Genomic DNA, 12,602 nt, shown 5'->3' on the forward strand with positions numbered 1-12,602 from the left:
GCTACGTTGACCGGCATGGATCCCAGCCCCTACGGAGACGACCTGCGCCTGGCGCACGTGCTCGCCGACCAGGTCGAGCCGATCACCATGGGGCGCTTCCGCGCCAGCGACCTCGTCGTCGAGTCCAAGCCCGACCTCACCCCGGTGACCCAGGCCGACCGCGACTGCGAGGCGACGATCCGCTCCCAGCTCTCGCGCTACCGCAACCGCGACGCCGTCATCGGCGAGGAGTTCGAGCCGACGGGGCACAGCAAGCGGCAGTGGGTCATCGACCCCATCGACGGCACGAAGAACTACGTGCGGGGCGTGCCCGTGTGGGCCACGCTCATCGGGCTCGTCGAGGACGGCGAGTGCGTCATGGGCCTGGTCTCGGCCCCGGCGCTCGGCCGACGCTGGTGGGCGGCGAAGGGTGCCGGCGCGTGGTCCGGCCGCTCGCTCGCCAAGGCCGAGCAGATCCACGTCTCGAAGGTCGGCGAGGTCTCCGACAGCTCCTTCTCGTACTCCTCGATCGACGGGTGGCGCGAGGCCGGACGCGGCATGTCCTTCCTGCGGCTGACCTCCGAGGTGTGGCGCACGCGGGCGTACGGGGACTTCTGGTCCTACATGCTCCTCGCCGAGGGCGCGGTCGACGCCGCCGCGGAGCCCGAGCTCGAGCTCTACGACATGGGGGCGCTCGTCGCGATCGTCACCGAGGCCGGTGGGCGCTTCACCTCGCTCGAGGGCGAGGACGGCCCGTGGGGTGGCAACGCCCTGGCGACGAACGGCCTGCTCCACGACGCCTACCTCGATCGTCTCGCCCCCGACGAGTCCTGACGCGAGCTACCACGCAGTACTGGTGGTGATCACGACCAGTACTGCGTGGTAGCCGGAGGGGTAGGCGGCGTCAGGCGGGGACGACGCTCACGGGACCGATGCCGAGGGCCTCGACCTCGTCGCGGTACGCGGAGGCGTCGCCGACGACGACGACGGTCCAGTCGGTGCCCACGTCCTCGCGCCACGCGGCGTCGAGGTCTTCCGGGGTGAGCCGGCGCATCGCGGCGACCGTGTCGGAGGTGAAGGTGAGCGGGAGCCCGTCGGCCGCGAGGTGGGCCAGCTCGTCGGCGAGCGCGTCGGCGGTCGCGTACCGGCCCGGCGCGGTGAGCGTCATGAAGTCCACGCCCGACGTCGCCTCGACCGGGGTCACCCCGTCGGCGACGCCGCGCAGGATCTCGTCGAGGAGGCGAAGGGAGTCGACCGTCGCGTCGGCGCGCACCGACCCTGAGACGACGAAGGTGCCGCCGACCTGGCGCGGGCGGAAGCCGCTGCGGATGCCGTAGGTGTAACCCTTCTCCTCGCGCAGGACCGCGTCCATCCGGGCGTTGGGGGCTCCGCCGATGACGTAGCCGAGCACCGGGAAGGCCGGCCACCGCGGCGCCCGGCGGTCGGGGCCGGACGTCGCGAGGATGAGCTCGGACTGCACCGAGCCGGGGCGGTCGACGAGGACGACCCGCGCGGCGTCCTGCGCCCGCGGGGCGGGCACGCGCTCCCACTCCTGCGCCGGGCCCGGCGTCGTCCACGATCCGAGGCTGGCCTCGAGCAGGCCGTCGACGTCGACGTCGGTGAGGTCCCCGGCGACGACGACGGTGCCGCCGTGGGGGTGGACGTGCTCGCGGTGGAAGGCGACGACGTCGTCACGGGTGATCGCGGCGACGCTCTGCGCCGACCCCGCGCCGGGGCGGCTGGCCCGGGTCTGCGGGTCGTAGTACGTCGCGGCCAGCTGGCGCATCGCGCGGTGCGGCGCCGACGCGCGCTCCTGCTCGATGTCCTGCAGCCGGGTGCGCACCGCCCGGGTGACCTCGCCCGGCGCGAAGGCCGGCTCACGCACGATCTCGGTCATAAGGGTGAGCGCCTCGCCGAGATGACGCTGCGGCACGTCGAGGTCGACCCCGAGCGAGCCCTCGCTCATTCCCGCGCCGATCCCGACCCCGAGCCGCTCGAGCATCTCGGAGAGCTCGCGCTGGTCGTGCTGCTGGGTGCCCTCGTCGAGCAGCCCGGCCATGACCCACGCGACGCCCTCGAGCTCACGCGGCTCCGCGCGAAGGGGGAGCGGCAGGGTGAGGCGCACGGATGTCACGTACTGACCGGGCACGTCGAGGACGAGCGCGGTGAGGCCGTTGGGCAGCTCGCGCACGCGCGGCTCGGGGAAGGTCCACTCCCCCGCGGCCGCGACCTCGGGCCGCCCCGGCTGACCGCTCGCCTCGTCGGTGCTCGTCTGGTCGGTGCTCGTCTGGTCGGTGCTCATGCGGCCACCTCCGTGCCGGCGCTCGTGCGGTAGGCGACGACGGCGCGCGCCTGCGGTCGCAACCACCGGGCCGCCGCCGCGCGCACCTCCTCGGCGGTGATCGCCGCTGCCTCGTCGAGGAAGGTGTTGATGTGCTCGGGGTCGTCGTGCAGCGAGGTGTAGTGGCAGATGATGTCGGCCCGCTCGTCCTTTGCCGCGAGCGCGGAGAGCCACGCCCGCTCGGTCTGGGCGAGCACGGCGTCCATCTGCGCAGCGGTCGGCCCCTCCTGCGCGAAGCGCTCGAGCTCCTCGCAGATGCTCGTCTCGACCTCGTCGAGCGAGGCGCCGTCGGCGATGTCGGCGACGACGAGCCCGAGGCTCACCCCGTCGACGAAGCCCATCGCCGTCGACTGCACGTGGTTGGCGCTGCCCTGCTCGCGCACGAGCTGCTGCTCCAGCGGCGAGAAGCTCAGGCCCGCGAGGCAGTCGAGCGCGACGGAGCAAGCAAGGAAGTCCCGCCGGCTCTGCCCCGACTCGGCCGGCAGCCGGAAGGCGAGGTGCAGCCGGTCGTTGGGCACCTCGGCCTCGGTGATCTCGTGGCGCACGGGAGAGGTGAGCGGCTCGAGCTGGGCGAGGGGCTCCCTTCGCGGCTCGGCACGGTGCTCGACCCACCCGAGGTAGCGCTGCGCGAGCTCGAAGCCGCGCTCGGGCGTGACGTCGCCGCACAGCGTGAGCACCGTGTTGTCCGGAGCGTAGTGAGCCCGGAAGAACGCGTGGACGTCCTCGAGGGAGGCGGCGTCGAGGTCCTCCATCGACCCGATCGTCGGGTGGTGGTAGGGGTGACCCTGCGGGAAGACCGTCTCGTACACCGTCGTCATCGCCTGCCCGTAAGGCTGGTTGTCGTAGCGCTGACGCTTCTCCTCCTTGACGACGTCGCGCTGGTTGTCCAGCGCCTCCTGCGTCACGGCGGCCAGGAGTGCGGCGTGCCGGTCGCCCTCGAGCCACAGCGCGAGCTCGAGCGCCCCCGTCGGCACCGTCTCGAAGTAGTTCGTGCGGTCGAACCACGTCGTCGCGTTGAGCCGCCCGCCGACGCCCATGAGCGCCTGGAAGTGCTCGCCCTCGGCGACGTGAGCGCTGCCCTGGAACATCAGGTGCTCGAAGAGGTGCGCGAAGCCGGTGCGGCCGGGCGCCTCGTGACGGCTGCCGACCCCCACCCAGAGGTTGACGGTGACGGTCGGGCTCGTGTGGTCGGGCTGGACGACGACGCGCAGCCCGTTGCCGAGCGTCCTCGTCTCGATCGGGTAGTCCAGGGGCATGGCGTCACCCTAGACGCCGCCCCTGGGCCACCCGCCCGCCAGGACGGGCCGGGCTCAGGCGGCGGAGCCGGCCCCGCCCTCGGCGCGGCTGTCGTCCTCGTCGTGGTCGTCCCGTTCCTCGCCGACGCGCGGCATGCGCGGGTAGGCCGCCTCGTGCCCGAGGTCGTCCATCGCGTTGCGCGCGAAGACCTGCTGCATCGTCATGACGCGCTCGCCGCGGCTGTCGCCGAAGAAGGTGATGAACCAGTTGAGCAGGGTCGACACACGCGTCTTGAAGCCCACCATCGCCATGAGGTGCACGGCGAGCCACGCCATCCACGCGATGAAGCCGCTGAAGTTGATCTTGCCGACGGAGGCGACGGCGGAGAACTTCGAGATCGTCGCCATCGAGCCCTTGTCGCGGTAGACGAAGGGGTCGGCCGGCGCCCTGCCCTCGAGACGCCGCACGATCTGGTCGGCCGCGTAGCGCCCGCCCTGGATCGCGAGCTGGGCGACGCCCGGGTAGCCCTTGAGGTTGACCATGTCGCCGATGACGAAGATCTCGGGATGACCCGGCACGGTGAGGTCGTCCTCGACGTGCACGCGGCCCGCGCGGTCGACCTCGGCACCGGTCTGCTCGGCGACCATCCGGCCGAGGGGCGACCCTGCGACGCCGGCGGCCCACACCTTCGTCATCGCGTCGATGCGTCGACGCTCGCCGCCCTCGTCCTCGACCTCGATGCCGGTCTCGTCGACGTCGACGACCTTCGCGCCGAGCTGGACGTCGATGCCGCGCTTGGTGAGGCTGGTGCGCGCCTTCTCCGAGAGGCGGTCCCCGAAGGTCGGCAGCACCTTCGGCGCCGCGTCGAGGAGCACGACGCGGGCGTCGTGCGGGTCGATCCGGCGGAACTCGCGCTTGAGCGTGCGCTGCGAGACCTCGGCGATCTGGCCGGCCATCTCGACACCCGTCGGGCCCGCGCCGACGACGACGAAGGTGAGCAGCCGCTCGCGCTCCGCCGGGTCGTCGGCGAGCTCGGCGAGCTCGAAGGCCCCGAAGATCCGACCGCGCAGCTCGAGGGCGTTGTCGATGTCCTTCATGCCCGGCGCGTGCCGCGCGTAGTGGTCGTTGCCGAAGTAGGACTGACCGGCGCCGGCGGCGATGACGAGGCTGTCGTAGGGCGTCGTCGTGTCGCGACCGACGGCGCGGTGGGTCACCGTGCGGGCCTCGACGTCGATCGCGTGCACGTCGCCGAGCAGCACCTCGACGTTGGCCTGGTGGGCGAGCACGTCACGCGTCGTCGGGGCGATGTCGCCCTCGGAGAGGATGCCCGTCGCCACCTGGTAGAGCAGCGGCTGGAAGAGGTGGTGGGAGGTGCGCGAGACGAGGGTGACGTCGACATCGGCGCGGGCGAGCGCCTTGGCGGTGAAGAGACCGCCGAAGCCCGATCCGATGATGACGACACGGTGCCGGCCAGTACGTGCGTTCACCCCATCCATTGTGCCCGCCTCCCTCTCCTGGCGACGAAACGGCGGCACCTCGCTGTCCACCCTTCGGTCGGCCGCCTAGTGCAGTCCGTGGCCACGACGACCACGCACGACCCGGGCCGCCCCGCCGTCCCCGCGCACGGTCTCGGCGGCCGCGACGAGGGAGCGTCCCTCGGCCGCCACCCCCGAGGCGTTGCCGATCCAGCGCTGCGGCGAGAGCCGGTGACCGCGGGCGGTGAGCTCCACCCCGATCGGGCTCGTCGCCAGACCCAGGTCCGCCCCTTCGGCGGCGTTGCGCGAGCTGAGCCGGGGTGCCGCGATGGCGTCGACGAGGTCGAGGTCGCGGTCGAGGTAGCCCAGGAGGATCTGGGCGACGCTCGTGATGATCGTCGCGCCACCGGGCGTGCCCGCGGTGACCTCCGGGCGCCCGTCGCGCAGGACGACCGTCGGGCTCATCGACGAGCGCGGCCGCTTGCCGGGACCGGGCAGGTTGGGGTCGGGCACGCCCGGGGTGAGCGGCACGAAGTCGAAGTCGGTGAGCTCGTTGTTGAGCAGGTACCCGTAGCCGGGCACGGTGATGCCCGAGCCGCCGGTCTGCTCGATCGTCAGCGTGTACGAGACGACGTCGCCCCACCGGTCGACGACGTTGAGGTGGGTCGTCGACTGGCCCTGGGTGGGCTGCCCCTGCCGGCCGCCCCCGCCCGGGGCCTCCTCGTAGTCGCCGTCCGGCGAGCCGAAGGGGACGGGCCGGGCCATCGCCCGCTGCGGGTCGAAGAGCAGCGCGCGCTCGCGGGCGTAGCCGGCCGAGAGCAGCTCGTCGACCGGGACGCCGGGCACGTCACCGACGTAGCGGTTGCGGTCGGCGAAGGCGGTGGCGCTCGCCTCGGAGAACCAGTGGTAGTAGTCGGCCTCGGGCAGGTCACGCACCCGTCGCCCGGTGCGCTCCTCGTAGGCGCGCATGAGGAGCAGGATCTGGCCGACGGCGATGCCGCCGGAGCTCGGCACGTCCATGCCGCGCACGTCGTGGTCGCGGTAGCGCACCCGGGTCGGGGCCTGCACCGGCGCCCGGTAGCGCTCGAGGTCACGCATCGTCAGCTGCCCGCGGTAGACGTCGACGCCCGGCGCGGTCGTGGGGTTGCGCACCTCGTCGACGATCGCCCGGGCGACCCGCCCGCGGTAGAGCTCGCCGACGCCGTGACGACGGATGAGGGCGTAGGTGTCGGCGAGATCGGGGTTGCGCATCGTGTCGCCGACCTCGGGGACCCGCCCGCCGGGCAGGTAGACCCGTGCGGTCTCGGGGAAGCGGCGGAAGCGCTCCTCGTTGGACTCGGTGTGGCTGCGGTAGTACGCGTCGACGACGAAGCCGCGACGGGCGAGCTCCTCGGCGGGGCGCAGCAGCTGGCGCAGGCTGCGCCGGCCGAACTGCCGGGCCGCGACCTCCCAGGTCAGCGGGGTGCCGGGGACGCCGACGGACAGCCCGGAGCTCACCGTCGCGTCGAAGGGGAGGGCGGTGCCGGCCCCGTCGGTGAGCGAGGTGTCGGTGAAGCTCGCGGGCGCCGTCTCGCGCCCGTTGATCGTCCACGTCCGCCCGGTGCGGGTCTGGTGGTAGACGAGGAAGCCGCCGCCGCCCAGCCCGCACGAGTACGGCTCGGTGACGCCGAGGGTGGCCGCCATGGCGATCGCGGCGTCGACGGCGTTGCCGCCCGAGCGCAGGACCTGGATGCCCACCTCGCTCGCATAGGGGTCGACGCTCGACACCGCTCCCCCGGAGCCGATCGCCTCGGGCACCTTGAGCGGCTCGGGGACCGGCCGCGGGTGGTGGGGTCGGTGACGGCGGGACGAAGGGGGTGCCGGCGCGGCTCCCGCAGCGGGGGCGGCGAGCGCGCCGACGGCGCCCGCCCCGGTCGCGGTGAGGACGGTACGACGGGAGATCTCGGCCATGTCAGCTCCTGTGATGACGCGGGGTCTCCATCGTGGCCCAGGTCACCCGATCTCGCCTCCGGGGGCCGACGAGCGGTGCAGGATGCGGGGATGACGATCGGTCACGAGCACCCGACGAACCCACCCCAGCTGGTCTGCCCGCTGTGCAGCGGCACGAGCTTCCAGAAGGAGATCGCCAAGAGCGACTCCCGCTGGGGCTTCACGACGCACAAGGTGACGATGATGATCTGCACCCGCTGCGCTCACATCCTGCACTTCTACAACCACCGCTCGATCTTCGACATCGACTGAGCGGGCCGGGCCGGGCCGGGCCGGGTCGGGTCGGATCGGTGATTGTTGAAGGAACAAGTTCTTCGGGTATGTTGCTGGTTAGAGCAACAACCATCAGCGACTCGAAGGACCGCACCATGACCGTCAGCCCCGTCCGCCTCAACCACGCCGTGCTCTTCGTCGCCGACCTCGAGCGCAGCGTCGACTTCTACTCCCGTGCCTTCGGCATGGTCGTCATGGCCCGCGAGTCCCGCGCCGACGCGGCCTTCCTGCGACTGCCCCGATCGGGCAACCACCACGACCTCGGTCTCTTCGGGGTCGGGCAGCAGCCGCCCCGCCCCCGCGGGTCGATCGGTCTGTACCACCTCGCCTGGCAGCTCGACACGATCGACGAGCTGGCGCAGGCCCGCACGACGCTCCTCGAGCTCGGCGCGTACACCGGAGAGTCGAGCCACGGCGCGACGAAGAGCGTCTACGGCGCCGACCCCGACGGCAACGAGTTCGAGATCATGTGGATGCTCCCCCGCGCGAGCTGGGGCGACTTCGAGGACAGCGCCCCGGTCGAGCGCCTCGACCTCGACGCCGACATCGCCCGCTGGGCGGGCGTACGGACCGCCGCCGAGCTCGTCCCGGTGGCCGTGGCGTGAGCGCCACCCCCTTCGCCCCTCCCGTCGTCGCGACCCACGGGTCCACCGACCCGGCCGCCCCGCTCGTCGTGCTGCTGCACGGCCGCGGCTCGGACGAGCAGCAGATCCTCGCGCTGGCGCCGCACCTGCCGACCGGCGTGGCCTACGCGGCGGTCCGCGCCCCTATCGCCGAGGGCGGCGGCTACGCGTGGTTCGCCAACCGCGGCATCGGGCGGCCCCAGGCCGACTCGCTGCGCGAGACAACCGCGTGGTTCGGCCAATGGCTGGACGAGGTCGCCCCCGCCGGGCGCCCCGTCGTCCTCGTGGGCTTCAGCGGTGGCGCGGCCTTCGCGGGCGCGCTCGTGCTCGCGGACCCGGCGCGGTACGCCGGCGCGGCGGTCCTCTACGGCACCCTGCCCTTCGACGCCGGCCTGAGCACCGACCCCGGCCAGCTCGCCCACCTGCCGGTCTTCGTCGCGCAGGGGGACGCGGACCACGTCATCCCCCGCGAGCTGCTCGACCGGACCTGGCAGTACCTCCTGTCCGAGTCCGGCGCCCCGACCGTGGCGCTGCGCCAGCCCGGTGGCCACCAGCTGACCGCCGAGGTCGTGCACCGGCTCGCCGAGTGGGTCGCCCACCGGCTCGGTCACGTGATGCACCAGGGAGCGGTCGAGGCCGGCACCCGTCCGGCACCGACCTGGCCGACCCTCAGCGGCGAGCTGCCCCACCGCACGGGCCCGCGCCCCGCGGTGAGCTGGACCATCCCGCAGCAGCAGGAGTCGCAGACAGCTCCCGTCGAGCTGCAGGAGAGGCTCTACGAGCACCTGCGCTCGCTCCGCGGCGTCGAGACCGGCCCGTCCCGGATCTCGGTCCCCGGCGCCCGCGGTCTCGTGCTGCACGAGGGCTCGGAGGACCCGCAGGCCTACCTCGTGGCGGAGGTCGGCGAGTTCGCCCACCTGCACCCGGCGCACGACGGGTCGATGCACCTCGTGCTCCCGGCCGATCTCGCCGCGGACGTCTCGGCGAAGGGGTGGGGTCGCCCGCACATGTGGGCCGGCACCCGGCTCTCGCCCGGCTTCATGATGGTCTTCGGGCCGCGTGACGAGGTCGAGCTCGCCGTCGTGCGAGGGATCGTCGAGGCGAGTCACGCGTACGCCTCGGGCGCCACGGCTCTCGCCGTCTGACCGCCCGGCGCCGCGAGGCGCGGGAGCACGACGAAGGGCCCGGACCAGATGGTCCGGGCCCTTCGCGGGTGGTAGCGGGGGCAGGATTTGAACCTGCGACCTCCGGGTTATGAGCCCGGCGAGCTACCGAACTGCTCCACCCCGCGTCGTTGCTCTGCCAAGGTTACGCGTCCGCGTCCCCTGGACCAAATCGAGGTCCGAGGCGGTGGTCTCGAGGCTCGCTGCCGCTCGCACCTCGACCCGCAAACCCTTGGTGGTCGAGGTGCGAAGGCCGCCTGCGGCCTGAGCCTCGAGACCACGGCTTCGTGGTCTCGAGGCTCGCTGACGCTCGCACCTCGACCAGCGACGGCCGGCTCGCTGCCGCTCGCACCTCGACCAGCGAAGACCGGCTCGCTGACGCTCGCACCTCGACCAGCGAAGACCGGCTCGCCGGCGCTCGCACCTCGACCAGCGAAGACCGCCTCGCCGGTGCTCGCACCTCGACCGACAAGCGGTCAGCTGGCGGCGGACTCGTCGAGGGTCGCGGAGCCGCCACCGGGCTGGTTGCGGGCGGCCTCGGTGAGCGCCTTGCGCAGATCTGCCTGGGCCTTGCCGTAGGCCTCGAGGTCGCCCTTCTTCAGCGCCTCCTGACCGCGCTGGTAGGCGCCCTGCATGTCCTCGATCGCCGCGCGCAGCGCCCGCTCCTTGGAGGTGAGCGGACCCGTCGGCTCCTGCTCCCCCTTCGGCGGCTGCGTGCCCCCGTCGTCGCCGCTCGGGGTGTCGGCGCCGGAGTCGCCCTCGAAGAGCTGGTCGAGCGCGCCCTCGAGCGTGCGCGCCCAGGCGATCCGTCCGCCGAAGGAGACGATGACGACGCGCATCGAGGGGTAGGAGTTCTCGTTCGTGCCGGAGAGGTAGACCGGCTCGACGTGGAGGAAGCCCTCGCCGACGGGCAGGGTCATCTGGTTGCCCAGGAGCACCTTGCTCGACCCGCGGTTGTTGTTGTTGAGGTAGTCGGTGAGCGTCTGGTCGGTGTCGGCGCCCTTGACCGAGCTGCTCGCGATGTCGTTCTGCACCTGCCCCGGTCCGGGCACCGTCGTCGAGCGCGGCACCGCGAGCATCCGCAGCTGGCCGTACCCGGAGGCCGGCTTGCCCGCGATGTCACCGGCGTCGGAGTCGACGGCGAGATAGCCCGCCATGACGTCGCGGTCGCCGTTGGGGATGTACGTCGAGGTGAGGGACCACGAGGCCTCCTGCTGGCTCGGCATCGCCATCGTGAGGAAGTACGGCGGCTGGGCCACCTTCTTCTCGGCGAGGACCGTCGGGTCGCTCGGCACGCGCCAGCGGTCCTGACCGGCGCGGAAGTCGCCGGCCGAGGTCACGTGGTACTCCGCGAGCACCGCGCGCTGCATCCGGAAGAGGTCCTCCGGGTAGCGCAGGTGCGACATGAGGTCGCCGCTGATCTCCGAGCGGGGCTTCATCAGCCCTGGGAAGGCCTTGTCCCAGGCGGAGGCCACCGGGTCCTGCTCGTCCCAGCGGTAGAGGGTCACGGTGCCGTCGTAGGCGTCGACCGTGGCCTTGACCGAGTTGCGCATGTAGTTGATCCGGTCGGCGTTGATCGCCGCCGCCCGCTGGGTCTCCACGGACGAGACCGTGCCCTCCTGCACCCCGGAGACGCTGAAGCGGCTCGCGTAGGGGTAGGTGCGCGACGTCGTGTAGCCGTCGACGACCCACTGGATCCGGCCGTCGACGACGGTCGGGTAGGGGTCGTTGTCGAGCGTGAGCCACGGCGCGACGCGGGCGACGCGCTCCTTGGGCGTGCGGTGCTCGAGCAGGCGCGACTGGCTGCCGACGGCGTCGGACAGGACGAACTTGAGGTCGCGATGGGTGATCGCGAAGGCGGCCTGGCGAAGGGGGGACCCGATGGAGACGCCGCCGTCACCGGTGTAGGTGTAGCGCCCCTCCTCGCCGCCCGACGGGCGGTCGACCTCGCGGGCGGGCGCGCCCTCGTCGCCACCGACGATGGAGAACTGCGTCATCCGCTCGCCGAAGTAGATCCGCGGCTCGTACTCCTCGACCTCGGAGAGGTCGAACCACGCCGGGGTCCCGCTGCCCGAGACCTCGGACCCCTTCGCCGCGACGAGGCCGTAGCCGTGGGTGTAGACGGTGTGGTCGTTGACCCAGTCCCGCCGGTCCGCCGGGAGCTTCGACAGGTCGAGCTCGCGGGCCCCGACGACGGTGTCGGTGGACTCGCCGTCGATGTCGTAGCGGTCGACGTCGAGGTCCTCGGGGAAGGAGTAGTACGGCTGCTGGGCCTGCAGCTGCTGGAAGGTCGGGGCGGCGACGTTCGGGTCGAGCAGACGGATGCCGGGGATCGTCGCGGCGTCCTGGCGCAGCTGACCGGCGGAGATCTCGGAGACGGCGTCGTACTCCTCGGTCTCGACACCGGCGACGTCGTACGCGGCGCGCGTCGCGTCGATGTTGTGCTGCAGGTAGGGCTGCTCGAGCGAGGAGCGCGACGGGGTGACGCGGTAGGTCTCGACGAGCGCCGGGTAGATGTTGCCGACGATGATCGACAGGCCGACGAGGGTCGCGACGCCGATGACCGGCAGGCGCCAGCTGCGGCTGCGCACCGCGGCGAAGAAGAGCCCGGCGCAGATGACCGCCGCGACGGCGAGGATGTACTTCGCGGGGATCACGGCGTTGGCGTCGGTGTAGCCGACACCGGTGAGCACGGAGGTCTCGTGCGTCGTCAGGGAGTGCGCGTCGAGGACGTAGGAGACGCCGCGCAGCAGCGCGAGGACGGCGCCGACGACGGCGAGGTGGAGGAAGGCGGCCCGCGTCGAGCGCCCGCGGCCCGGCGGCTGCAGGCCCCCGTAGATGTAGTGCGCGAAGGCTGCCGCCACGAGGCAGCAGATCGCGACGACGGTGAGGTAGCCGACGACGAAGGAGTAGAAGGGCAGGCCGAAGAGGTAGTAGGCGAGGTCGCGACCGAACTGCGGGTCGGTGACGCCGGTCGCCGCGCCGTTGCGCCACAGCAGCCACTGCTGCCACTGCCCGGCGGCGGTGAGGCCGCCCATGAGGCCGAAGAGCAGCGGCACGCCGATGGCGATGTGCCGGCGCAGGGGGGCGATGACCTGGCGGTACTGCGACAGCGCCTGCTCCCCCGGCGACGTCGGCCAGCTCATCGGGCGGGAGCGGAAGGGGATGACGAGGCTCGCGGCCAGCGGGAGCGCGATGAGCAGCCCGCCGAGCACGAAGAGCAGGGTCTGCGTGCGGATGCGGCTCCACCACTCGCCGCTGTAGCCCAGGGCGTCGAACCACAGCGCCTCGGTCCAGATCGAGGCGAGGACGAGCACGGCGACGACGAGCGCCGCGACGACGGCGAGGACCCTCAGGCCCCGTGTGCGCATCGACGAGGGCGCCGCGGCGGCCCCGCCCTCACGACCGGTCTGGGCGTCCCCGTCCTCGGGTGGCTGCTGCGTGCTCATCGGTCACCTCGTGATCGTCGCGACCCCATCGGTCGTGGCGGGGCCCAACCTACCTACCGGACCTGGGCGCCCGT

9 protein-coding genes and 1 tRNA gene are annotated in these 12,602 nt (G+C 72.5%); 4 read left to right on the forward strand and 6 right to left on the reverse strand.

Annotated elements, in window-relative coordinates; translation table 11 throughout:
* The first annotated feature begins 15 nt into the window (after positions 1-15).
* Positions 16-813, forward strand: a complete 798-nt coding sequence (locus EEW87_RS07430; RefSeq protein ID WP_068277516.1) for an inositol monophosphatase family protein — start codon at positions 16-18, stop codon at positions 811-813.
* 70 nt (positions 814-883) lie between these two features.
* Here the strand turns inward: EEW87_RS07430 and EEW87_RS07435 are convergent, their stop codons facing one another.
* The 4 genes from EEW87_RS07435 to ggt all read right to left on the reverse strand — a co-directional run bounded on the left by EEW87_RS07435 (position 884) and on the right by ggt (position 6,981).
* Complete coding sequence (locus tag EEW87_RS07435) at positions 884-2,281, reverse strand: M16 family metallopeptidase (RefSeq protein ID WP_123092121.1); 1,398 nt, start codon at positions 2,279-2,281, stop codon at positions 884-886.
* On the reverse strand, positions 2,278-3,576 hold the full coding sequence (locus EEW87_RS07440; protein ID WP_068277509.1) for a M16 family metallopeptidase: 1,299 nt from the start codon (positions 3,574-3,576) through the stop codon (positions 2,278-2,280). The genes EEW87_RS07435 and EEW87_RS07440 overlap by 4 nt, the downstream gene beginning before the upstream one ends.
* A gap of 54 nt (positions 3,577-3,630) precedes the next feature.
* Complete coding sequence (locus tag EEW87_RS07445; RefSeq protein ID WP_240341672.1) at positions 3,631-5,043, reverse strand: NAD(P)/FAD-dependent oxidoreductase; 1,413 nt, start codon at positions 5,041-5,043, stop codon at positions 3,631-3,633.
* 75 nt (positions 5,044-5,118) lie between these two features.
* Complete coding sequence (ggt, locus tag EEW87_RS07450) at positions 5,119-6,981, reverse strand: gamma-glutamyltransferase (protein ID WP_123092123.1); 1,863 nt, start codon at positions 6,979-6,981, stop codon at positions 5,119-5,121.
* A 90-nt stretch (positions 6,982-7,071) separates the two neighbouring features.
* Between ggt and EEW87_RS07455 the strand changes: the two genes are divergently transcribed.
* From EEW87_RS07455 to EEW87_RS07465, 3 genes are all read left to right on the forward strand, one after another.
* Positions 7,072-7,272, forward strand: a complete 201-nt coding sequence (locus EEW87_RS07455) for a hypothetical protein (protein ID WP_123092124.1) — start codon at positions 7,072-7,074, stop codon at positions 7,270-7,272.
* 116 nt (positions 7,273-7,388) lie between these two features.
* Entirely contained in the window at positions 7,389-7,898 is a 510-nt protein-coding gene (locus EEW87_RS07460) for a VOC family protein (RefSeq protein ID WP_123092125.1), read from the forward strand.
* Positions 7,895-9,061, forward strand: coding sequence for an alpha/beta hydrolase (locus EEW87_RS07465; RefSeq protein WP_123092126.1), 1,167 nt, complete (start codon positions 7,895-7,897; stop codon positions 9,059-9,061). The genes EEW87_RS07460 and EEW87_RS07465 overlap by 4 nt, the downstream gene beginning before the upstream one ends.
* Before the next feature lie 69 nt (positions 9,062-9,130).
* On the opposite strand, the gene EEW87_RS07470 is transcribed toward EEW87_RS07465, so the two are convergent.
* Both EEW87_RS07470 and EEW87_RS07475 read right to left on the reverse strand, forming a co-directional pair.
* Positions 9,131-9,207: transfer RNA gene (locus EEW87_RS07470), tRNA-Met, on the reverse strand.
* Between the two features lie 348 nt (positions 9,208-9,555).
* Positions 9,556-12,528 carry a UPF0182 family membrane protein gene (locus EEW87_RS07475; protein WP_225985140.1) on the reverse strand — a complete coding sequence of 991 codons (2,973 nt, stop codon included), beginning with the start codon at positions 12,526-12,528 and terminating at the stop codon, positions 9,556-9,558.
* Positions 12,529-12,602 lie beyond the last annotated feature (74 nt).

The organism is Janibacter melonis (assembly GCF_003721155.3).
Lineage (GTDB): Bacteria > Actinomycetota > Actinomycetes > Actinomycetales > Dermatophilaceae > Marihabitans > Marihabitans melonis.

Coding starts and splice junctions, on each gene's coding strand:
- EEW87_RS07430 (WP_068277516.1), top strand. CDS start 16: ATGGATCCCAGCCCCTACGGAGACGACCTGCGCCTGGCGCACGTGCTC.
- EEW87_RS07435 (WP_123092121.1), bottom strand. CDS start 2,281: ATGAGCACCGACCAGACGAGCACCGACCAGACGAGCACCGACGAGGCG.
- EEW87_RS07440 (WP_068277509.1), bottom strand. CDS start 3,576: ATGCCCCTGGACTACCCGATCGAGACGAGGACGCTCGGCAACGGGCTG.
- ggt (WP_123092123.1), bottom strand. CDS start 6,981: ATGGCCGAGATCTCCCGTCGTACCGTCCTCACCGCGACCGGGGCGGGC.
- EEW87_RS07455 (WP_123092124.1), top strand. CDS start 7,072: ATGACGATCGGTCACGAGCACCCGACGAACCCACCCCAGCTGGTCTGC.
- EEW87_RS07460 (WP_123092125.1), top strand. CDS start 7,389: ATGACCGTCAGCCCCGTCCGCCTCAACCACGCCGTGCTCTTCGTCGCC.
- EEW87_RS07475 (WP_225985140.1), bottom strand. CDS start 12,528: ATGAGCACGCAGCAGCCACCCGAGGACGGGGACGCCCAGACCGGTCGT.